Source organism: Halovalidus salilacus (genome assembly GCF_031852275.1).
GTDB lineage: Archaea > Halobacteriota > Halobacteria > Halobacteriales > Natrialbaceae > Halovalidus > Halovalidus salilacus.
In genome coordinates, this window is record NZ_CP134700.1 from 2,509,457 (window position 1) to 2,531,362 (window position 21,906).

At 66.4% G+C, this 21,906-nt stretch carries 16 protein-coding genes and 2 tRNA genes; 5 read left to right on the top strand and 13 right to left on the bottom strand.

Features of this window, described 5'->3' with window-relative positions; all coding sequences use genetic code 11:
• Positions 1 to 13 precede the first annotated feature (13 nt).
• On the top strand, positions 14 to 181 hold the full coding sequence (locus tag RJT68_RS12400; protein WP_407036871.1) for a hypothetical protein: 168 nt from the start codon (positions 14 to 16) through the stop codon (positions 179 to 181).
• A 169-nt stretch (positions 182 to 350) separates the two neighbouring features.
• On the opposite strand, the gene RJT68_RS12405 is transcribed toward RJT68_RS12400, so the two are convergent.
• Together RJT68_RS12405 and RJT68_RS12410 are read right to left on the bottom strand one after the other, a co-directional pair.
• Entirely contained in the window at positions 351 to 3,185 is a 2,835-nt protein-coding gene (locus tag RJT68_RS12405) for a PAS domain-containing sensor histidine kinase (protein ID WP_407036872.1), read from the bottom strand.
• A gap of 319 nt (positions 3,186 to 3,504) precedes the next feature.
• Positions 3,505 to 3,657 (bottom strand) — tRNA-Met (locus tag RJT68_RS12410).
• A gap of 102 nt (positions 3,658 to 3,759) precedes the next feature.
• Between RJT68_RS12410 and RJT68_RS12415 the strand changes: the two genes are divergently transcribed.
• Positions 3,760 to 4,971 (top strand): DUF7115 domain-containing protein, encoded by a 1,212-nt coding sequence (locus RJT68_RS12415; RefSeq protein WP_407036873.1) that lies wholly within the window; start codon positions 3,760 to 3,762, stop codon positions 4,969 to 4,971.
• 31 nt (positions 4,972 to 5,002) lie between these two features.
• Here RJT68_RS12415 and RJT68_RS12420 read toward each other — a convergent pair whose 3' ends face one another.
• On the bottom strand, positions 5,003 to 5,437 hold the full coding sequence (locus tag RJT68_RS12420; protein ID WP_407036874.1) for a DUF5830 family protein: 435 nt from the start codon (positions 5,435 to 5,437) through the stop codon (positions 5,003 to 5,005).
• A gap of 444 nt (positions 5,438 to 5,881) precedes the next feature.
• Here RJT68_RS12420 and RJT68_RS12425 point away from each other — a divergent pair, with 444 nt between their 5' ends.
• Positions 5,882 to 6,601 carry a TVP38/TMEM64 family protein gene (locus tag RJT68_RS12425; RefSeq protein ID WP_407036875.1) on the top strand — a complete coding sequence of 240 codons (720 nt, stop codon included), beginning with the start codon at positions 5,882 to 5,884 and terminating at the stop codon, positions 6,599 to 6,601.
• Between the two features lie 33 nt (positions 6,602 to 6,634).
• Here the strand turns inward: RJT68_RS12425 and RJT68_RS12430 are convergent, their stop codons facing one another.
• Together RJT68_RS12430 and RJT68_RS12435 are read right to left on the bottom strand one after the other, a co-directional pair.
• A complete protein-coding gene (locus RJT68_RS12430; RefSeq protein WP_407036876.1) occupies positions 6,635 to 6,847 on the bottom strand; it encodes an HVO_2523 family zinc finger protein in 213 nt (70 codons plus the stop codon).
• A gap of 139 nt (positions 6,848 to 6,986) precedes the next feature.
• Positions 6,987 to 11,288: an LAGLIDADG family homing endonuclease gene (locus RJT68_RS12435; protein WP_407036877.1), complete on the bottom strand. Its 4,302-nt coding sequence runs from the start codon at positions 11,286 to 11,288 to the stop codon at positions 6,987 to 6,989.
• 455 nt (positions 11,289 to 11,743) lie between these two features.
• Between RJT68_RS12435 and RJT68_RS12440 the strand changes: the two genes are divergently transcribed.
• Positions 11,744 to 11,920 carry a hypothetical protein gene (locus RJT68_RS12440; protein ID WP_407036878.1) on the top strand — a complete coding sequence of 59 codons (177 nt, stop codon included), beginning with the start codon at positions 11,744 to 11,746 and terminating at the stop codon, positions 11,918 to 11,920.
• Positions 11,921 to 11,953: 33 nt separating this feature from the next.
• Here RJT68_RS12440 and trpG read toward each other — a convergent pair whose 3' ends face one another.
• From trpG to trpD, 4 genes are read right to left on the bottom strand one after another with little or no spacing between them, the layout of a single operon-like run.
• Positions 11,954 to 12,586: an anthranilate synthase component II gene (gene trpG, locus RJT68_RS12445; RefSeq protein ID WP_407036879.1), complete on the bottom strand. Its 633-nt coding sequence runs from the start codon at positions 12,584 to 12,586 to the stop codon at positions 11,954 to 11,956.
• On the bottom strand, positions 12,583 to 14,283 hold the full coding sequence (gene trpE, locus RJT68_RS12450; RefSeq protein WP_407040370.1) for an anthranilate synthase component I: 1,701 nt from the start codon (positions 14,281 to 14,283) through the stop codon (positions 12,583 to 12,585). The genes trpG and trpE overlap by 4 nt, the downstream gene beginning before the upstream one ends.
• A 32-nt stretch (positions 14,284 to 14,315) precedes the next feature.
• Positions 14,316 to 14,966 (bottom strand): phosphoribosylanthranilate isomerase, encoded by a 651-nt coding sequence (locus RJT68_RS12455; RefSeq protein ID WP_407036880.1) that lies wholly within the window; start codon positions 14,964 to 14,966, stop codon positions 14,316 to 14,318.
• On the bottom strand, positions 14,963 to 15,976 hold the full coding sequence (gene trpD, locus RJT68_RS12460; RefSeq protein WP_407036881.1) for an anthranilate phosphoribosyltransferase: 1,014 nt from the start codon (positions 15,974 to 15,976) through the stop codon (positions 14,963 to 14,965). The genes RJT68_RS12455 and trpD overlap by 4 nt, the downstream gene beginning before the upstream one ends.
• Positions 15,977 to 16,139: 163 nt before the next feature.
• On the opposite strand from trpD, the gene RJT68_RS12465 reads away from it, so the two are divergent.
• Positions 16,140 to 16,214: transfer RNA gene (locus tag RJT68_RS12465), tRNA-Val, on the top strand.
• Positions 16,215 to 16,653: 439 nt separating this feature from the next.
• Here RJT68_RS12465 and RJT68_RS12470 read toward each other — a convergent pair.
• The 4 genes from RJT68_RS12470 to RJT68_RS12485 form a co-directional block, all read right to left on the bottom strand.
• Positions 16,654 to 17,700: a Gfo/Idh/MocA family protein gene (locus RJT68_RS12470; RefSeq protein ID WP_407036882.1), complete on the bottom strand. Its 1,047-nt coding sequence runs from the start codon at positions 17,698 to 17,700 to the stop codon at positions 16,654 to 16,656.
• Between the two features lie 161 nt (positions 17,701 to 17,861).
• Entirely contained in the window at positions 17,862 to 18,842 is a 981-nt protein-coding gene (locus RJT68_RS12475; RefSeq protein WP_407036883.1) for a calcium/sodium antiporter, read from the bottom strand.
• A 128-nt stretch (positions 18,843 to 18,970) separates the two neighbouring features.
• The gene (gene hmgB, locus RJT68_RS12480; RefSeq protein WP_407036884.1) at positions 18,971 to 20,308 is read right to left on the bottom strand and encodes a hydroxymethylglutaryl-CoA synthase; all 1,338 of its coding nucleotides are present in this window, start codon (positions 20,306 to 20,308) and stop codon (positions 18,971 to 18,973) included.
• A 119-nt stretch (positions 20,309 to 20,427) separates the two neighbouring features.
• A complete protein-coding gene (locus tag RJT68_RS12485) occupies positions 20,428 to 21,885 on the bottom strand; it encodes an Ig-like domain-containing protein (protein ID WP_407036885.1) in 1,458 nt (485 codons plus the stop codon).
• Positions 21,886 to 21,906 lie beyond the last annotated feature (21 nt).

The window sequence follows — 21,906 nt, forward strand, 5'->3', positions numbered from 1 at the left end:
GAACCACGAGCCGATGGGCCTCTCCGACCTTCCGGCGTCGCTCTGGAACGAACTCGAGCCGACGGTCCTGATCTTGATCGGATTCGTCCTCTTCATCATCCCCGAACCGGCAACGTCCGCCTTCGGTGTGGGACTGATGCTCCTGGGCGCAAGTTGGTGGTTCTACGAGTGGGGACGATAAGTCGTCTACGTTCGTAGAAGAATGAGAGGAACGGAATAGCCGTACTTTCATCACTTTCCAGAGGTTCGATCCGCACGTCCCTCTTTCGGGTGTTTCGAACCCTAGTAGTCTGAAAGAAGTGCTCGAAAGTCACGGAGCCTCTGACACCCTATTCGGTCGAGTAGCCCGTTCACAGTTCGTGTTCGTTTCCAGCTGGAAGCGTGAACGAGAACGTCGCGTCTTCGCCGGATTCGGAGTCGACCCGAATCTCGCCGTCGTGGCGTTCGACGATCCGCCGACAGAGCGCGAGACCGATCCCCGTTCCGGAGTGTTCGGCGTGCGTGTGGAGCCGCTGGAACACCTCGAAGATCCGCTCCTGATCGTCGGGGTCGATGCCGGCCCCCTCGTCGCGGACCGACACCGTCCACCGCTCGTCGGATCGCTCGGCCGAGACGTGGACGCGCGGCGGCTCGTCGCCGCTGTACTCGATCGCGTTGGCGAGCAGGTTCTGGAAGACCTGTCGCAGTTGACTGGCGTCGCCCTCCACCGTGGGGAGTTCTTCGGCGGTGATCGCGGCGCCGCTCTCCCGAATCGGAAGCTGAAGATCGGCTAAGACGTCATCGAGAACGACGTTCAGGTCGACGGGCTCGAACGGAGCGCCGCGCGTCTCGACCCGCGAATACTCGAGCAATCCCCCGATCATCTCGCGCATCCGATCGGCGCCGTCGACCGCGAATTCCAGGAATTCCCGACCCTCCTCGCCGAGGTCCTCGGCGTACCGATCCTCGATCAGCCCGAGGTAACTGGAAACCATCCGCAGGGGCTCCTGGAGGTCGTGGCTGGCGCCGTAGGCGAACTGTTCGAGCCGTTCGTTCGATTCTTCGATCTTCCGTTCGTATTCCCTGCGTTCACTGATGTCGCGACTTACCCCGCAACGACCGATGCGCCCGTCGCCGTACTCGTAGGGACCAAACCGTGTTTCCACGGGCACGGTCTCCCCGTCGGCCGTTTCGAACTCGTACTCGAGGACGCCGACCTCTCGCTCGCCGTCAACGATCTCGGTTTCCAGTTCGTTCGCGGTCTCGTTCACCGTCTCATCGTTTATCAGCGTTGGCCGTTCGCCCAGCAGTTCGTCGCGATCGTAGCCGACGAGGTCACAGAACGCCTCGTTGACGAGGACGAAGCGCTCGTTCTCGTCGAGCGCATACACGCCGTCCCAGATCGTCTCGACGATGCGTTCGTATTGTTCGAGTTTCCGCTCGCGCTCTTTTCGCTCGGTGATGTCGGTAAAGTAGACCGAGAGGCCGGACTCCGAGGGGTAGAGTCTGACGATTTCCCAGATGCCGAGCGGGTCCGAGAGGCGCTCGAAACTCGTGGCGGTCTGGGTTTCCATCGCCGTCTCGAACCGATCGTGGATCGGATCGTCGTCGGCGACGGACAGCGCCTCCCAGACGGTCTGCCCGAGCAGTTCGCCCTCGTCGTGGCCGAGGAGTTCCTCGGCGCGGTCGTTGACGTACGTGAATCGAAACTCGTCGTCGACCGCGCAGAACGCATCGTCGACGCGATCGAACACCTCCCCGAGTTCGCTCTCGAGATCGTCGCGCTGGCGTTCGAGGCGTTGGGATTGCTTTTCGAGTTGCGTGATGTCGGCCATCGTGACGACGACGCCGGTCTCGTCGGGGAGCGGCGCGGCGTTTACTGACAGCCACCGGGTTCCCCCGCCGGGCCCGTCGACCCGAACGTGTCGGTTGGTGACCGTCTCGCCCGACTCGAGCACCCGTGCAGCGGGTCGCTCCAAGTACGGGATCACCTCGCCGTCCCCGTCGAGCAGTGGTCGATCCCCCAGCGTGTACGCTTCTGGGCCGACCTCGTCGAGTTCGAGATACTCGGTGAAGTGCCGGTTCAAGCGTCGTGGTTCGCCGTCGGAGTCGAAGACGCCGATCTCCGTCGGGCTGATCTCGAGGATACGCTCCAAAAGCGTGTTCTCGCGACGAATCTCTCGCTCGTGCTCGCGCCGGTCGGTCATGTCTCGGATCACCTTCGCGTACCCGATGAGGTCGCCGTCGCCGTCGCGGAAGGCGGTGATGGTGACTTTGGCCCAGAATCGCGAGCCGTCCTTTCGAACGCGCCACCCTTCGTCCTCCATCGATCCTTCCTCGGTTGCGGCCGTCAGGTTCGCCTCGGGGACGCCGGCCTGCCGATCCTCGTCGGTGTAGAACATCGAGACGTGTTCGCCGAGCACCTCGTCTGACGCGTAGCCTTTGATCTGTTCAGCCCCCGCGTTCCAGCTCCGGATCCGTCCGCTCGCGTCGAGCATGAAGATCGCGTACTCCTCGACGGCGTCGATTAGCGATTCGAACCGCGTCCGCTCTTCCCGTCGGGCGCGTTCCGACCGCTTCTGCTCGGAGATATCGTAGTAGAGTTCGACGCGGCCGCCGGCATACGCGCCGGATTCGATCGGTTTGCTCCGGTGCTCGAGCCAGCGCGCGTCGCGACCTTCCGCCGCAGTTACACGACACTCGAACCGTTCGGCGTACGTGTTCTCCTCGTAGGTTGCCAGCACGGTCTCGGTGAACGACGCTCCGTCATCGACGATCGGAGCGATCCACTCCCGAACGAGGGTACGCTTATCCTCCCCGAGGACTTGCGTGCGATCGAACCCGAAGTACCGTTCGACCGTGTCGTTGATCCACGCCACCTCGAACTCCTCGTCGAGGACGAACACCCCGACCGCGGCGTCGTTGAGGACATCGTCGACCAGCGACTCGGCGACGGTTGGCCAGTCGTGAGCGGTGACCGTCCGCTCGGTTGGCGACGGCTGTGGCCGCCACCAGACGCGACCGTTCGTCCCCGCTTTCTTCGTCTCGAGTTCGCCGTGGTCGACGAGTCCCTCGAGACGTTCGTACGTACTTCGGCGCCCGATGGCAAGTTGCTCTGCTACTTCGACCGTCGTTTGTGGAGCGCCGGGCGCATCGAAGAGGGCCAGCGTTTCTCGGAGACTGTCGCTCAGCGAACTGCTGGTCACAATGCTCTATACCAGCCAACCACGGGTCATAAACCCTCCGCACGCGGAGGTAACTCGGCGATGGGCAAAATGATCAACACGCGCTAAGAGCAATAATACCCACCCGCGAGTACCTCCTCCACGTAGTGAAATCGCAAAGGGGTGCCGAACCCTTTCTAAGTATTTCCAGGGGCTCCGAACCTCCGGAAGAGCTCCGCTCTTCCGTGCCCTCGATCGTTCGTTCGCCCCCTCTCGAGGACCTACGGGTTCGTCGCCTCGTTCGGGCACTTCCGTTCGGACTCGTCACTCACCACGGTCGTGACGTCGTGTCGAAAGGTAGTGCCCGGGGAGGGCTCCGAACCCTCGATCTCCGCATGTCCCAGGTCCGAGGCTCGGCAGTCCTCGAGGGGACACGGAGGCTTCCAAAGGCGAAACCGCACCGAATCTCTGAACCCTATGAGTGCGGCGCTATGTCCAGCTAAGCCACCCGGGCTCACCCATCGATTGTCGGCAGTCGTTCTTTAAGCTTCTCATTCGAAATCGGCGTGTAACGTCGACCCACGGATTTATCACAGGGTATTGCGAAGAGCGGGGCATGAGCGTTCCCGGCATCGTCCACTCTACTCTCGATGACGAGGAGATCGCCGCGCGGGTCTCTCTCGGCGGCGAAGACGAACTCTTCATCACCCCCTCGAGAACGATCGTCTACCGCGCCGAAGGACTGCTGAGCGACGAATCGGTCGACGAGTTACCCCACGACGCCGACCGTCTCTCCCTCTCGGAAGGGCGGCGGAAAACCAGGTTCACCCTGGAGTACGCCCTCGACGGCACGCGGGAGTTCACGATCCCCTCGAGCAAAACCGACGAGGTCCTCCACCCCGTGTTGGCGGGCGTCCTCACGGGCAACGGGATCACCGACCCCGGCGAGACCGTCCTCAAGACCTACCGCTTCAGCGAACTCACCCTGGTCGTCACGAGCGACCGGCTCGTCAAACACATCGGCGAGCCCGTCTGGGACGACGACTTCGAGGAGTACCGCTACGAGGACGTGACCAACCTCGCGTTCGAGGACGGCAGCGTCGCCACGCAGATCGTCCTCGCCGTCGACGGTCGCCCCCACCGGATCAAGGCACCCAACGAGGAGGCCGGCGACCTCCGGACCCGCCTCGAGCGGGCGCTGTTCGAGTACCACGACGTGTCCTCGCTCGAGGAGCTGAACGAGACCCTCGGCGAGGACGAGGAGGAACCGGCGGTCGACGACGACCCCGCCGCCGCGTTCGGCGAGGGCGTCGACCCACTCGAGGCGAACCCGCCGGCTCCCGACGACTTCGAGGCCGAGTTCGAGGAGAAAGCCGCGATCGACGATGCAGCCGACGGGAGTGCGGCCCGAGCGTCCGGGCGTACCTCCGCGTCCGCGTCCACCGACGAGTCGACGTCAGCCGCCGGGTCCGACGAATCGGCCGAGCGATCCGCCCGCGACGACCCGGCGACGCGATCGCTCGAGGACGCCGCCGAGTCCCTCGTGCGGTCCGAGACCGAATCGGCCGACGCGGACGCGAGCGAGGACGCGAGGACGACTCTCGAGACCGCGGACGCCGAGTCGGACCCAGACGAAGCGACCGCGACCGAATCAGTCGACGACCGGTTCGAAGGTAGCGGCTTCGAGTCGGCGACGCCCGATCCGGCACCCGAGGTACTCGAGCGACTCGAGTCGCTCGAAGCGGCCGTCGCTCGACAGAGCGATCTCATCGAGGCCCAGCAGGAGACGATCGAGCAGTTGATCGCGGAACTCCGCCGCGGTCGGTGATCCCGACGGGGAAGCGATCGCCGCGTCGCGTTCACTCCCGTCCGGTCACTTTTCGGATGCACGACGAGCCGAACGGCCCGATCTCGCCGGCCTCGAGCCGGACGAAGTAACCCGTCGAGAGACCCGACCCGCAGCGTCGACAGGAGAAGTCGCCCTCCTTGGTGATCACGTCCTCCTGAAATCGGACGTACTGCCTGCTCTTCGGCCGAATGATTCCGTCCTCGCGTTCGATGACGCCGCGGAGTTCGGCCCGATCGAGGATCGTCCGCGTCACCGTCGGATCGGACGTGATCGTCTCGATCCGGTCGACGGCCTCCGCGAGCGTGAGCGACTCGTGCTCGAGGCGCTCGAGCAGCGCGATCCCCAGTTCGACGCGGTCGTCTTCGATCCGGTTTCCGCCCGGCTCGCCGTCTCCGGCGACCTCGACGTCCCGTTCGCTCCCCCCGGCGTCGTCGGGCCCGTCCATCGATCGGTGCTGTTCCGTCGAACGGGTTAAGCGTTGTGTCCGTCGCACCAGGCACCGGTAAAACGCTCTCGTGAGCTAGCCGCTGAAACGATGAACAGCACGAAAGCCCCTGGCGTTGAGCGAAAGCGAAGCTCTCTCGAGCATCGCGTAAGCTTCGCTTCGACTCAACGCCAGCCCCTTTCATTCCCACCCATGTCGGCTGACTGGGCGGCCACCGCGGGTGGGAATGAAAGGGGCTGCCACGTTCGGGCGGTCTGCCGACGGAAGCACCGCAGCGAGCACTGCGAGCGAGGCGCGCACCGAGTCAGACCGCCCGAACGTGGCAGGGGCTTTCGTGGTGATCGTTCGAGTGAGAGACCGTGAGACTGGTCTAATGGATTCGGATCACAGGCGCCGTTCCGGCGTGACACAAGACCTTCAATCCTCGAGTTCGAACGCCGATCGATGCAGTCGCAGTCGGTGCCGTCGCGAGCGATCGCGGGCGTCGTGATCCTCTGTGGAATCCTCGTCGCGGGGGTCCTCGTCTCCCCCTCGGCCGTGTTCGGCTCGCTCGAGACTCTGGCCGCGGACCCGGTCCCGTTCGGACTCGCCGTCGCGGGCCTCTACCTCGTGCGCCCCCTCTTAGCCTGGCCGACGACCCCGCTGGCCGCCCTCGTCGGCTACGGGTTCGGACTCCCGCTGGGGGTCCCGATCGCGCTCGCCTGCGTGGTGCTGACCGTGACGCCCGTCTTCCTCGCCGCCCGGCGCGTGGTCGGCGACTCGGAACCCGACGGGGCCGACCGCCGCGACCGGGGACGAGGTCGCGCAGCGCCGTTCGCCGCCGCCCTCGAGCGCACCGGCGACCGGATCGATCGCTACTACGAGACGACGGGGCCGATCCGCGGCGTGACGGTCTCGAGGCTGGCGCCGATCCCCTCCGACGTCGCGACGTGCGCGGCGGCGAAAGGCGGCGTCGGCTACCGAACGTTCGCGATCGGAACGGTGATCGGCGAGACTCCCTGGACGGTCGCGGCCGTCCTGGTTGGGTCCTCGGCGGCCACGGTCACGACGGAGGGTGTCGGCGACCTCGGCCTGACGTTCGCGGTCGCCTGCACGCTCGCCGCCCTCCTCCTGCTCGCGGGGCCGGCCTACCGCGCCGTCGCTGCGCGCTCGTCGCTCGAGTAGACCGTCGGCGTTGACCGGGAAGCGGAGCAGCTCTCAGAGAAACGGATCGCTGCAGTCGATGACGACGCCGTGCTGGGGACAGACGTACTTGCAGTGGCGCTTGTACATCGGCGCGTCGCAGAACGGGCACGCCGGACCCCGGGTGCGAGCCGTCCGCGTCGACGCGTCGTCTCCGTCCCCATCGCCGCCGCTCCTCCGTCCTCGTTCTCGTTCCGCGTCCTCCGTCCCGGCGTCGGAACAGCCCATGGGCGAGTGCTACGCACCCCGCCGTGCTAAGTGCTGTGGCGCGACGAATCGAAATCGAAAATCGGTGTCGAAAACGAAGCCGAAGCGAATCGTTCACCCCTCGAGCGAGGGCGGGGCGGTCAGTTCGTCCGGATTGCGATCAGCACTCGCTCCAGCCGCAGGACTCGCAGGTCTTGCAGCCCTCGGAGAAGTACAGCGAGAGCGCGCCGCAGGAGGGACACTCCGGCGACTCGCCGGCGTCGATGAGATCCTGGGTGGCGTCCTCTCGGTCGGCGGCGTCGGCGGCCGGGCCGACGTCCGCGTTCGGGTCCGTCGGCGCTTCCGTCGCGGCGCCGCCGTCGGTCTCGCTCTCGGGGCCGTACTCGGTCGCGTCGGTCGACTCCTCGAGCGTCTGCTGGCGCGGGTACGGCTTGTCGATCTCGTCGTGGAGGTACCGGCGCATCGCGGTGCCGATGGCGTCCGGGATCGACTGGATCTGCTCGCCCTTGTCCCAGGCGATCTTCGGGCTGCGGGTGCCACAGAGTTCGTCGACGATCTCCTCGGGGTCGACGCCCGAGCGCAGCGAGGTCGAGATGACCTTCGCCAGCGCCTCCGTGAAGGAGTTGGTGAAGCCGCCGGAGTGGCCGATGTTCGCGAACAGCTCGAACGGCTGGCCGGTCTCGGGGTCCTCGTTGATCGTCACGTAGACCTTGCCGTAGCCGGTGTCGATCCGCTGGCTGACGCCCTGCAGCGCGTCGGGCCGTTCGCGCTTCTCGGTGAAGTTCTGGACCGCGGCGTCGCCCAGCGTTCCCTCGAGGTCGGCCTCGAGGACCTCCAGGACGTCCTCGTTCTCGAGGAACTGCTCGAGTCCGCCGAAGATTTCCTCGATCTGTTCGGCGAGCGCCCGTGCGGCCTCGGCCTCGTCGGCGAACTCGGCGTTGTCCGCGCGCGTGGTGAGCACCTGCTTCGAGCGGGTGCCGTCGCGGTAGTAGGTGACGCCCTTGCCGCCGTGTTCGTAGACCCACTCGAAAACCTCCTTGGCGTCCTCGAGCGTGGAGTCGTGGGGCGCGTTGACCGTCTTCGAGATGGCGGAGTCGACGCCCTCCTGGCAGGCGCACTGGACGGCGGCGTGGTCCTTCGCGGAGAGATCGGCGGTGATGACGAACAGTTCGCCGATCGAGTCGGGGACGGTCGAGAGGCCCTCGACGCCCTCGAACTGGTTCGTGGCCATCTGCTCCTGGGCCTCCCGCTTGACCTCCTCCACGTCGATGTCGTTGGCCTCGAGCACCCGCAGGAAGTAATCGTCGAACTCGACGAGCATCTCGTCGCCCTGGACGTCGTCGGTGACGTTCTTGTAGTAGGCGACGTTGTAAATGGGTTCGCAGCCGCCGGTGGTGTTGCCGACCATCGACGTGGTTCCGGTCGGCGCGATGGTCGTTACGTTGTGGTTCCGGATCGGGAAGCCCTCGGCCCACTCGTCGGCGTCGAGGCCGGTCTGCTTCTCGAACCACTCGCGGTACTCGGTCGGGTTCGCGTACTTCGAGCCGTCCCAGTCGGCGAACGAGCCGCGCTCCTTCGCGAGTTCGTGGCTCGTCCACTTGGCCCCGTGGTTGATGTGGGTCATCAGCTGGCGGGCGACCTCGTTCCCCGCGTCGGAGCCGTAGCGGATGCCGAGCTGGATGTATAGCTGGGCCAGACCCATGATGCCCAGGCCGATCTTGCGCATCTCCCGGACCTTCTTCTCGATCTCTGGGACCGGGAAGTCGCTCATCGTGACGACGTTCTCGAGGAAGCGGGTGCCGTACTCGATGCGGCGGTCGAACTCCTCCCAGTCGATGGCCTCGGAGAGGAAGGCCTCGACGGCCTCCTCGCGGGAGTCGTACTCGTCTCCGTGCTCCTCGGACCAGACGCGCCAGTCGGGCGCCTCGAAGTCCGCGAGCGTCGAGAGGTTGATGTGCCCGAGGTTGCAGGCTTCGAACTCCTCGAGGGGTTGTTCGCCGCAATTGTGGACGACGATGCCGTTCGCGACGAACGAGTGGGTGTCCGGCTCAGTCAGGTCGTACACCGCTTCGTGGCCGTCGCGCTCGACCGACTCGACCGTCGCTTCGAACCGGTCACGGTACGGTCCGCGGTCGTACGCGTCTAACCGCTCCGCGAGCGCTTCGTTCTTCGACTCGAGGAGGAAGCCGATTTCGTCGCGGAAGCAAACGAGACTGTCCTTCGAGATAACCAGGTCGTGCTGGGCCCTGACGTCGTACTCCTTCGACCCACCATTTCCGTCGGGGAGGACCTTCGTTCCCGATTCTCTGCGTTTGTCGTAGAGCTTGCTCGCGATACCGAAGTTGAGTAACAAGCGCTGAACGTCGACGAGTAAGTCGCGTTGGGAACTCGACAGTCGAACCGATACCCCCTTTTCGACGTTACCCTGAACGCCACCATCGGCGGTGAAGAGCGCCTGCAAGAACCCTCGAACCATCTCCTCACTTCCGCGGAAGACGGCGTCCGGAACCTGGTGTTTGTTCTCGGAGAGACCGACTTCTTCCGCGAGTTCGTACAGTCGGGTCGAACGAACGCGCTGCTCCCGTGCGTCGACACCGCGGTACTCCTCGGAGCGCGCTATTTGGGAGACGCCGATGTCGTAGTTCGCGGTCCCAACCGGTTCGCGAACGACGTCGTTGACGTCCGCAGCGAAGTCGGCCGAAATCTCGCAGTCCTCGTCGTAGAAGTTGGGAACTGCCCGCTCTTCACCGTGTTTGAGGTGTCCGTCGCCGACGAGCCACCCGAGTACTCGACCTTCTTCGGCGGATCCGTACTTGCCGAATTGGCCTTTTCGGTTGACGATGTGAACCGTATCGCCGGCCTCGAGATCCCGTGCTTCGACCCATCCATGGTCGGTCATGACGCGATGATCGGCGGTGAGGCGGAGCTCGTATCCCTCTTCAGTCGTGAGTTTATAGACGTCCTTCTCGCCGGTTTTGAAGACGCTGCTGGCTTCCTTGACCGAGTCCTCGCTGAGTCGACCGTCGACGACGACGTCCGTCGCGACGCCCTGTTCGTACAGGTCTTCGGCGGGAACGAGCCCGCGTTCCGTGCTGATGAGCGTGTCACCGGTGACGCAGGGGTTCGTCGCGAGGATTCGGTGGTCCGGATGTTCCTCGACGTCGAAGGAGTGTTCCTTGTTGACGCGCTCGAGGTAGATCACGCCGGGTTCGCCGTTCTCGTGGGCGCCCTCGACGATGCGCTCCCAGACGATCTCGGCGGGGACGGAGAGCTCCTCGCCGACCTCGACGTACTCGCCGAGGCCGTAGCGGTCGTACATCTCCTTCGTTTCCGCGGTGGCGATATGCGGTTCGCCCGTCCGCGGGTTGGTGAACGTGTACTCCTCGCCGTTCTGCAGGGCCTCCATGAACTCGTCGGTGACGCCGACGGAGATGTTGAAGTTCGAGAGGTGGCCCTCGACGGCGTTTCGGAGGTGCTTGGGGACGCGCCCCTCCTCGTCGATGAGTTCGCGGGCCTCCTCCAAGGCCTCGCCGAACGTCGTGTAGGTGTAGTCGTCGGGGTCGTTCAGGCGGAGGGTGTGGGCGAGCGAGACGTCCTTGTTCTTGGCGTGGATGAACTCGATGACGTCCGGGTGGGAGACGCGCATGATGCCCATCTGCGCGCCGCGGCGGGTGCCGCCCTGGGCGATCGTCTCACAGAGCTGGTCGTACGTCCGCATGAACGTGATCGGCCCCGAGGCGATGCCGCCGGTGGAGCCGACCGAGTCCCCGAAGGGTCGAAGCTGCCAGAAGCCGTAACCGACGCCGCCGCCGGACTGGAAGACCTCGGCGGCCTTCTTGGCCGTCTCGTGGATGTCCGAGAGGTCGTCGTCCGGGCTCATGACGAAACACGCCGAGAGCTGCTGGAGTTCGTCGCCCGCGTTCATCAGGGTCGGCGAGTTCGGCATAAAGGAGAGCTGTGCCATCCCCTCGATGAACGTCTCGGCGACCTCCTCGACGTGTGCGCGGATCTCGTCGGGCAGTTCGGGAACGACCGTGTCGTAGGCGAACTTGTTGACGGTTCGCTCGGTCAGGACGGTCTCGACGTCGTCGGCGGCTACGCCGTCTGCTCGAGGGGGCTTCGACCCCTCGGTTTCGTCGACCGTGACGCCCTCGCCGAAGACCTCCTCGGCGAGTTCGTCCCGGCGCGGGTGGTCGGGCTTGAGCTGGTCGGGCGTGACGGTGATCTCGACGCCCCGCTTTTCGGCCTCGTAAACGACCTCCGCGAGGGCGATGTTCTTCCCGACGCGCTCGAAGAGGTCCTCCTGGGTCTCGATCAGCTCGCCGTTCGCGTCCTTGCGCAGGTACCGCGCGGGGAGGATGTTGTGGTACGCGTTGTCTGTCATGCGCTCCTCGAGCGTCTCGCCCTCGGTGCGCTTGATCGGCAGCGTGAGTTCGTCCGCGGACAGTTCGGGCCCGCTCATGCGCGAGTCACCTCTGGCCCGTCCCGTCGCTGCCTGTCGATTTCGGCTCCAGTCCGGATACTACGTCGCATCATTCGTGACGAAGGTTCGGTATTCATGCATCCATCTTAAAACGTTGTGTTGTCGCTCTACTTTTCTTGTAATAGTACAATTTCAGTTGTACAGATGTGTCTGTTGCGTCTCGTGTTTCGTCCCTCCTCGAGTGCGGCCGAATCGGCCGCACGGTGGCTGTAACTCCCTACGGAGTCGGCGGCCTTAACGATTTTCAGAGTGGACTGAAAGTGTACCCGTTCGGGTCCCGCCGGACCGGAGTCGTGCGGTTTTCTCTTTCACGGAGATGGGGACGTCGAAAAGCCGGTCGAACTCGACGGACGCCGCGACCAGGGGTCGGTCACGGTTTCCATACTGTCACGGTATCCAGAAAGGTTACGTCCCCTCGGCACAGTCCTCTCGGTATGATCGAGCAACTCACTGCGAACCCCGTCCTCCTCGCACTGACTGCGTTCGCGGCGTTCGCGGTCGCCGTCATCGCGATCAAAATCGCGGTCAAAATCGCCGTCCGGATCGGCATCGTCGCCGCGATCGTCCTCGCCGCCTATTACACCGCCGGGTACCTGGGCTACGTCGGGTGAGTTCGGGCGAACGGCGTCCCTGGAACCGTCCGCTCACAGCCTCGAGAGGAAGTTTTCGATCACGTCGTGGCCGACGCCCGTGAGCACGCTCTCCGGGTGGAACTGCACGGCCTCGATCGGATGCTCGCGGTGGCGCACGCCCATCACGAGCGTCTCGCCGTCGTGTTCTGCGGTCGCCGTCACCTCGAAGCAGTCGGGTACCTCCGTCGCCACGAGCGAGTGGTACCGCCCCGCCCGGAAGCCCTGCTCGAGGCCCTCGAAGACGCCCGTCCCGTCGTGTTCGATCGAGGACGCCTTCCCGTGGATCGGCGCGGGCGCCCGTCCCACGGAACCGCCGTACTCGTAGACGGCGGCCTCGAGGCCGAGGCAGACGCCGAGGGTCGGCACCTCGGGGCTGACCTCCCGCAGGACGTCCATCGTCACGCCGACGTCGCGGTCGTTCTTCGGGTGGCCGGGACCGGGACTGATGACGACGGCGTCGGGGTCGGCCTCGCGAACGTCCTCGAGCGAGGCGGTGTTCTTCAGCACCTCGGTGTCGGCGTAGGCGCTGACGTACTCGACGAGGTTGTAGGTGAACGAGTCGAAGTTGTCGACGAAGAGCACCAGCGGACGGCGCTCGTCGCCGGCACCGGCGGCGCGGGCCCGGGCGGGCGTCGTCGAACTCATCGGCTCACCTCCGGTTCGGGGACGGTCGCCCCCGCCGCCGTCGAGGACTCCTCGATCCGTTCGAGCGCGGCGAGCACGCCGCCCATCTTCTTCTCGGTCTCCTCGTACTCGGCGGTCGGGTCGCTGTCGGCGACCAGTCCGGCGCCCGCCTGGACGGTGATCCGTTGTTCGTTATCCAGTTCTTCCACGGTCGCCGTCCGGATCACGATCGCGAAGTCCGCGTCGCCGGTCCACGAGTAGTAGCCGACGCCGCCGCCGTAGAGGCCGCGGGGGTTCGCCTCGAGGTCGTCGATGATCTCCATCGCGCGCACCTTCGGGGCGCCCGAGAGCGTCCCGGCGGGGAAGGCCGCCCGCGTCGCGTCGAAGGCGTCCGCGTCCTCCGCGAGTCGTCCCGTCACGGTCGACTCGATGTGCTGGACGTGACTGTACTTGAGGACGTTCATGAACTCCTCGACCCGGACCGAACCGGGCTCGGAAACCCGGCGGACGTCGTTTCGCGCGAGGTCGACCAGCATGGTGTGTTCGGCCCGCTCCTTCCCGTCGGCGAGCATCTCGCCGGCGAGCTTCCGGTCTTCGACCGGACTTCGCCCGCGGTCGCAGGTGCCGGCGATGGGGTTGGACATGACCTCGCGGCCGCGGACCGACACGAGGGTCTCCGGGCTCGCACCGACGACGGTGAGGTCGTCGTGGTCGAGCAGGTACATGTACGGCGACGGGTTGACGTCCCGCATCGCCTCGTAGAAGCCGAGCGGGTCGACCTCCCCGTACAGCTCCCGGGTTCGGGAGATGACGCCCTGGTAGATGTCGCCGTCGAGGACGTGCTCTTTGGCCCGGCGAACGCTCTCCTCGTACTCGGCTTTCGGCCCCGCGACCTCTTCGCGCCGGACGAAGCCGCCCGTCTCCGGCGGGTCGGCCGCCGCCAGCGTCTCCTCGACGTCCCCGGCCTCGGCGCAGAGCGCGTCGTAGATCGCGTCGGGGTCGTCCTCGGCGCGCACGATCGGCGTGAACACGAGCGAAACCGTCCCCTCGACCTCGTCGAACGCCAGCGTCTTCGTCGTCAAAACGAACTGCGCGTCCGGGAACCGAGACTCGGGACGCTCGAGGCCGACCTCCTCGAGCCAGAGGTCGTAAACGGCGTCGTAGGCGAGAAAGCCCACGAGGCCCCCCTCGAGGTGCTGGCGGTCGTGCTCCGGCACGTTGGCCAGCCGAACGTCGGGGAGCGCGCCGCGGAGCACGTCCACGGTATCGCCGCCCTCGCGCTCGGCCGCCTCGACGCCGGCTTCGAGCAGATCCGACGGGGCGTCCCCCGAGAGCGCCTCGACGGTCGCCCCGTCGGGTCCGACCGTCACCACGGCCTCGGGATCGTAGCCGACGTACGAGAAGCGGGCGTGGCGCTCGGCCTTCGAATCGTTCGGGCGGAACGCGCCGTCCGGATCGCTCGAGGGAGTCTTCTCGGCGCTCTCGAGCAGAAACGCGTACGGCGTTCGGTTGCGGTCGCTCGAGTCCGTTCGGCCGGTCAGGGCCGCGTAGGCCGAAAGCGGCGTCGTGTCGACCTCGAGCGTCGCGACCGCGCGGACGACGGCCGGTCGGTCGCCGGCGGCGCCGGCGTGTTCGCGAAACGTCTGGCGGTCGACGTCCAGCGGTGCGTCGGAATCGGAGCGGGCGTCAACGTCGGTGGGTGGGTCGGAGTCGGTCATGTCTGGTTCGTCCGTCTCGTCGGTGGCGTCGGTCACGGTTCGATCCGCGCCCGCGCGCGTTTCGCCCGGTCGACGAACGACCGGACGGCCTCGGGGTCTTTGACCCCGCCCGCTCGCTCGACGCCGCTCGCCACGTCGACGGCGAACGGATCGGCGGTCTCGACGGCGTCGGCGACGTTCTCGGGCGTGAGTCCGCCGGCCAGGATCAGCGGCGACTCGAGGTCGGCGGTCGCCGCTCGGGTCCGGTCCCAGTCGTGGGTCTCGCCGGTCCCGCCGCCGCCGTCCTCGTCGGTCGTGTCGACGACGAAGCCGTCGACGACGTCGTCGTACGTCTCGGCGGTCCCGACGTCGTCGGCGTCGACGGCCAGCAGGACCGCGGCGTCGACGTTCTCGCGCAGGGAGGCGAGGTCGCCGGGGTCGATCCGCCCGTGGAGCTGCACCGCGTCCGGACCGACCTCCTCGACCAGTTTGATCGCTTCCCTCGCGTCGGCGGGCATCGTCACGAGTACCGTCGTGACGAACGGTGGCGCCGCGTCGACGAGCGCCGCCGCCCGCTCGCGGGAAACTTCCCGCGGCGTGTCGACGGGGACCGAAGAGATCACGCCGACCGCGTCCGCGCCCGCGTCGACGGCCGTCTCGAGGTCGTCCCCGGTCGTGAGTCCGCAGATCTTCACCCGCGTCATCGGACCTCCTGGCGGCTCGCCCCGCACAACCGCTCGAGCTTCCCCGCCGCGCCGCCGGAGTCGATCGCGTCGCGGGCGACCTCGACGCCCTCCTCGAGCGAACCGGCCTCCCCGGCGACGTATACCGCCGCACCGGCGTTGGCGAGGATCACGTCGCGTTTGGGGCCCGTCACCTCGCCCCCGACGATGCCGCGGAGGTCGGCGGCGTTCTCCTCGGGCGTCCCGCCGGCGATGGCGTCGATCTCGTGGCGCTCGAGGCCGAGATCGGCCGGCTCGAGCGCGTAGCGCTCGACATTCTCCCCGTCGACCTCTGCGACGGTCGTCTCGCCGTGGATGGCGATCTCGTCCGTGCCGGCGCCGTGGGCGACCAGCGCGCGCTCGACATCCATGCGCGCGAGCGCGTCGGCGAGTACGGGGACTAGGTCGGGGTCGTAGACGCCGATCACCTGCGCGTCCGCGCCCGCCGGGTTGGTCAGCGGGCCGAGGACGTTGAAGATGGTCCGCATGCCGAGTTCCTTGCGCGGGCCGATGACCGCCTTCATCGCCGGGTGGAACACCGGCGCGAGCATGAACCCGATGCCGTCGTCCTCGATGGCTCGCTCGACGGCCGGGGGCTCTGCCTCGACGTTCGCGCCGGCGACCTCGAGGACGTCCGCGCTGCCCGACGACGACGAAACGGAGTAGTTGCCGTGCTTGGCGATCGGGACGCCGGCGCCCGCGGCGACGATCGCGCTCGTCGTCGAGACGTTGATCGTGTCGTAGTCGTCGCCGCCGGTGCCGCAGGTGTCCACCAGCGGGTCCCGCTCGGGTTCGATCGTCCGGGCCGCCTCGCGCATTCCCTCGGCGAAACCGGCGATCTCCGCCTCCGTCTCGCCCTTCGCGCGCAGCGCCGTCAGCAGCGCGCCGATCTGTGCCTCCGTCGCGTCCTCGAAGACGGCCGTTGAGGCCGCTCGAGCCTCCGATTGCGTGAGGTCCTGGCCGTCAGTGACCCGTTCGACGTACTCCTGCATAGTGAACACCAATGTACTATTCTGTCTTGTAATGTCCAAATGAGTACACAGACTTAAGCGTATCGGAGGACCGCGTGGTGGGGACTCGCGCACGGCCGTCGATTCGAAACCTTCAATTACGGTGGTCGGCAACGATCAGATGCAGACGAACGCGAAACCAGGCGGGTTGGTGGTCTAGTCTGGTTATGACACCTCCTTGACATGGAGGAGGCCGGCAGTTCAAATCTGCCCCAACCCATTTCTGACGAACCAACACGACGAGCGCAGCGAGGAGTCCGTTCGTCAGAAATGGGTACAGGGAGATTTGAATTAGACGAGTCGCGCGCAGCGAAGCGAGCACGTCTCGGCGTGGTTCAAATCTGCCCCAACCCACGTACACGCGTCTCTCGAACCACGACGAGTCTGCGTCGTGAAAATTGTTTACGGGGAAATTTGAACGGGACGAGTCGCACGCAGCACAGCGAGCACATCTACAGGTCGTTCAAAACTGTCCAACCAACTACGTCTATCGCGACCAACTCCGCGAGCGCCACGGTCGCCACGTCGACCGGTACGGACGAGACGACGGGCACAACGAAGCGAACGGGAACCGCTCGAGATCGGTACCCGTCACCTCGAGCCACGCCCGACGGATCGACGACCGACCGTCGAGCTCGTCGGTCGATGCTCCGAACTCGTCACTCGTCGTCCGAACTCGAGGGGTCCTGCCCGGTGATCTCGTCCATACTCGGGGCGTCCCGCTCGGCGAACTCGTTCGAGACGGGAAGTCCGAGCGCGGCGCTCTCGCGGAGGGTGTCGATGACCGCCATGTTCGCGATCGACTCCTCGCCGTCCGTCCGGGGGGTGGTGCCCGACTCGACGCACTCGGCGAAGTGGTCGACCTCGAGTCGGAACTGATCGACCGGGTCGAACGTCTCGACGTCGCGTTCGCCGTCGATCAGGTACTCGAGTTCGAGCGGTTCGTCCGTCGGCGCGTCGAAGGCGGTTCGCACCTCGAGCCAGCCGTTGGCCGCTTCGACCCGGTAGAACTGCACCGTCTCCGTGTCGAAGCCGGAGGCGATGCGAGCCGAGGTGCCGTCGTTGTACTGGAGGATCCCCGAGAGCTCTGTGTCGACGTCGGCGTCTCGGGAGTCGTGGCTGTACGCGTACGCGCGATTCGGCTCCCCGAGGAACTGGCGGGCCGCGGAGACGGCGTAGCAGCCGACGTCCATGAGGCTACCCCCGGCCAGGTCGCGGGAGAGGCGAACGTCGTCCGGCCGGTCGAACAGCGGGAACTTGAACGCGGCGTCCACGGATCTGACGTCCTCGAGTTCCTCGCGCGCGAGTTCGATCGCGCGCTCCGTTCGCGGGTGGTACCGGTACATGAACGCTTCCATCAGCGTCACGCCGCGGTCCTCGCAGTGGTCGACGACCTCGCGCGCTTCGGGAGCGTCGGACGCCAGGGGCTTCTCGCAGAGGACGTCCAGGCCCGCGTCGGCCGCCCGCTTCGTCCACTCCGCGTGCAACGCGTTCGGGAGCGGGACGTACACCGCGTCCACGTCGGCGTCCTCGAGGAGGTCCTCGTACCCGCCGTAGTGCTCGTGAATCGAGTACTCCTCCGCGACGTCCGCCGCCCGGTCCTCGCTCCGGGAGGCGATCGCTCGTACCTCGTGCTCGCTCGATTCGACCGCCGGCAGGAACGCCTTTCGCGCGATACCCGCCGCGCCGAGAACGCCGAATTTCATACCCCAGTGTCGACCGAGCGGACATAAAAATATGCTCGTGTTCGCCGCGCTGGAACGCGGAGCGGGTGGACCGTGACCCCTTTCGGCGACCAATCGCCGGCGTGAACCGACCGCGAAGCGGTCTCGAGACGACCGCTCGAGGGGGTCGATCGAGCGCGGAGCTATCCGAAGATGCGGAGCAACCCGAGCGCCCAGCGGACGCCCTCCGACAGGACGAAGAGCCCACCCTCGAGCCTGGAGAGGCGACGGCCGGACCAGAGCGCGCCGACCATCGCGACCGTAATCGCTGTCAGCCACACGAGGCTCTCGATCGCCGCGGCCGTGACGGCGAGGGGGTGGATAACCGCCGCCACGCCGAGGATCCCGAGCACGTTGAAGATGTTGCTTCCCAGAACGTTCCCCACGGACATTCCGACGTGTCCGCGTTTCATCGCGACGAGCGAGACCGCGAGCTCCGGCGTCGACGTTCCGGCCGCCACGATCGTCCCGCCGATGACCCAGTCGGAGATGCCCGCCTCGGTGGCGATCGCCGTCGCCGCCTCGACCATGTAGTGCCCGCTCGCGAGCACGAGGGCCAATCCGCCGACCAGGAGGGCCGCGTCCCGGCCGTGGAACGAGGCGCCGCTCGCGACCGTCTCCGTGACTCGAGAGTCCGGGTACTCGGTGTCGATCGAGGGGGCCGACCGCTCGTCGCGGAGGACGTAGACCGTATAGAGGACGAACAATCCGACGAGGACGATCCCCTCGACGCTGGCGACGGTCCGATCGAAGAGCACCGCGAAGCCGGCGAGCGTCGCGAGGATCAGCGCGATTCCGTCCCGATGGACGAGCGACCGTTCGACGGGGATAACCTGGAGGAGCGACACCGCGCCCAGGATGAACGCGAGGTTGTAGACGTTCGACCCGACGACGTTCCCGACGGCGATCTCGCCACGCCCCGCGAGGGCCGCGTCGGTCGACACGACGAGTTCCGGCGTCGACGTGCCGATCGCGACGATCGTCAGCCCGATCGTGAGTTCGGCGACGCCGAACCGTCGAGCGAGTTTGACGACCGCGTCGACCAGCGTTCGCGCTCCGATCCACAACCCGATGACGGTTCCGGCGACGATCGCGAACTGGACGACCACGCCTCCCTGCACCATGCTACGCTATCGTTCAGCGAGGAGGATAGTAAACCTCGGTTTCACGGAACTGGCCCGCCGGGGAAGAACAGACGCTCGAGGGCGAAGGGGCGCTCGAAACGGGTACCGACGACCGCGTTTCCGCTCCGTTACTCGACGTAGCGGTACTTCCGCTCGCCCATCCGTCCCCAGCCGTCGAAGACGAACTCCGACTCGGGCGTCGTGAACTCCTGGACGTCGACGTCCATCTCGTGGTTGTGGACGTCGTGGATCTCCTCGTAATCCTCCCAGCTCATCTCGTAGCGGTCCTCGAGTTGTTCGTCGACGTTGAGCGCCCCGATCTCCTCCTCCCAGCCCTCGCGGATCGTCTCGGCGTGGATCTCCGCCTGTGCGCCGCTGCCGTAGGAGCCGACGAGTATCGTCTCGCCGACGAGGTCGCGGCCCTCCTCGAGGGCGTACTTCAGCGCGCTCGCGCGGGCGACGTGGACCGATCCGGTGTACCAGTTGCCGACCTCGCGCGAGATGGTGAGCGTCGGGTCGATGGTCTCGGCGTACCACTCCTGGTAGCGCTCGGTTCGCTTCAGGCCGTCCATGTACTCCCGGACCGCCTCGCGGAACGCCTCGTCGTCGTCGAACGCCTCGGCGCGCGGCTGGCGACCGATTTCTTCGGCGAGTTCGTCCTCGACGGCCGTATCGCGCGTGACGTGGCGGTAGGCGAGCATCGCCGCCTTGCGAACCATCCCCGGGAACGGGGTGTGGAACGGGGCGAAGACGACGTCGTCGGGGTGGACGTCGCCCGCGACGCTCTCGAAGTCCTCGAGGGCCTCGCGCATCCGCGCGAGGTAGACCTGCACCGAGCGCTTGCCGTCGACGCTCGGGAACTGCTGGTTCGGCTTGAGAAAGTCCGTCTCGTCGGCCGAGCCGTACCCCTGCTCGGTCGAGAGTTCGACGAGGTTCGGATCCTCGTCGATGAGCATCGCGACGGCGCCCGCGCCCTGGGTCGCCTCGCCGGCGTCGCCGCGGGCGTACAGCGCCGTGTCGGTCGCGATCACGAGCGCCGCGCGGCCGCGGTTGCGACCCGCGCGGATCCAGTTGTAGGCGTCGTCCAGGCTCTGGGTTCCCGCGATGCAGGCGAACTTCCGCTCGCCCTTGTTCGCGTGGTGGAAGTCACCGTCGTACACCTGTTCGAGGCAGCCTGCGACGTACGTCGAAACCGGCTTCGAGTTGTCGAAGGCGCTCTCGGTCGCGACGTCGATCCGGCCGATATCGTCGGGCTCCAGGCCCTTGCGCTCCATCAGCCGGTGGGCGGCGTTGGCCGCCATCGTGACGATGTCCTCGTAGCTGTCGGGGAACGACGAAGCGTTCAGTCCGAGGCCCTTCGTGTACTTCTCGGGGTCCTCGCCCTTCTGGGGGGCGAAGGTGCCGGGAAGGTCGAGTTTGAGGTTCCCGGTCCAGATTTCGACGGCGTCGATGCCGACTGCGGTCATGGTACCTTCATCACGAAGCAGCCATAAGGTATTGTCGTTCCGCGTTTCGTCGATCGACGAACTGCCGTCGGGAACCGCCCGTCGGAAACTGCGGGCGATTCGGCGCGTCCGCCCCGCCGTCACTCGCAGGGTTCGAAATCGTCCAACTCCCTCGTCTCCCCGACGTCGGCCGTCGTCTCGAGGCACTCGGCGTTCTCCTCGGAGACGAGGGTGACTGCGAGATCGACGGATCGCCATTGGGCGCCGTTCAGATCGACGTCCGTCGGACTGTCCGGATCGTTGACGGTTGCCGAACCGAGTTCTGCCCCGTCCTCGTCGAAGACGGTGAATTCGATCCGCTCGACCGAGTCGGCCGCACTCACGTCGTATTCGAAGGTGACCGACCGTGTGTAGGGATAGCCGAGGATCTGCCCATCGACGTTCGGCGTCGCCTCGAGAGTTTCGAATTCGGGTTCCGGATCGGGCTCCGTAGCCGATTCGTTGCTCTCGACGTGCAGGGAATCGACGTCGTCCCCCGCGGCGGCGTACACCGTCCCGTTCCCGCTTCCGTCGGTGACGTTCACCGACGCGATTCCCGACTCGTCCGTCCTGTTCTCGTCGTCGTTCGACTCGAGATCCACCGAACCGTTCCCGTCCACGGAGAAGTCGACCTGCGCGTCTTCGACCGGCGTACCGCCCTCGGTCACGCGCACCTCGAACGGGTCCTCGCTCGGATCGACGGGCTCCGATTCCAGCCACTCGACGTTGAACCGGTCGTCGCGATCGCCGTCGCCGCTCGAGTCGCCGAACCCGTCGATCCGATCGTCCCAGGACCCGTCGCCGACGCCGAGTTGCACGAGCGCGATCTCGTCGAACGCGTCCCCGTCTATCTCGAGTTCGACCGCGTTCGACCGTTCCTCGACGGTCACGCCCGATCGAGCGCCGAGCGATTCGTTCCACCGCTCGGGCGCGTCTGTCGGGAGGGTGACGGTGACGTTCGAGTCGATCGACTTCGCGTTCGGTCCCGCGATCCGTCGCACGTCGACGGACGCCGTCCCCGAATCGGCGCGCGAGAGATCCCCGTCGACGATCGGGAGCACGACGCGATCTCCGTCGATCAGCAACGGATCCTCGACGTCCACCGTCGCGTCGTCGAACTCGCCGTAGAGGAACGTGTGTTCGATCCGTGTGGTGGGTGCGTCGCCGTACTCGTGGTACCCCGGTTCGTAGACGAGGAACTGCGTCTCGAAATCGACGTCCGTGTCGTCGCCCTCGATCGACACGTTTCCGGGCGCTTCCTGGGTTCGGATCGTTCCGGCCGGATCCGGCGGGTTGACGGTGAACGTCCGTACCTCGTACCGCGTTCCGAGCGCGACGGAACTCCCTCGAGGAGCGCCGTCGGCGCTCGTCGCGCTCATCGCGTTCCGTAACTCGACGAGATCGCCTCCGACGCGCTCGCTGTGGTCGATTTCGGCGTTCCTGTTCTCGGCGGGGACGGCGTCGACCTGGTAGAGCGCGAGCGCCGCGAAGAGGATGGCGAACAGCAGGATCGCCCCGATCTGGACGGTGACGGCGCGCTCGCGCCCACGGCGGTGCATGGGCCACGATAGTCGCACCTC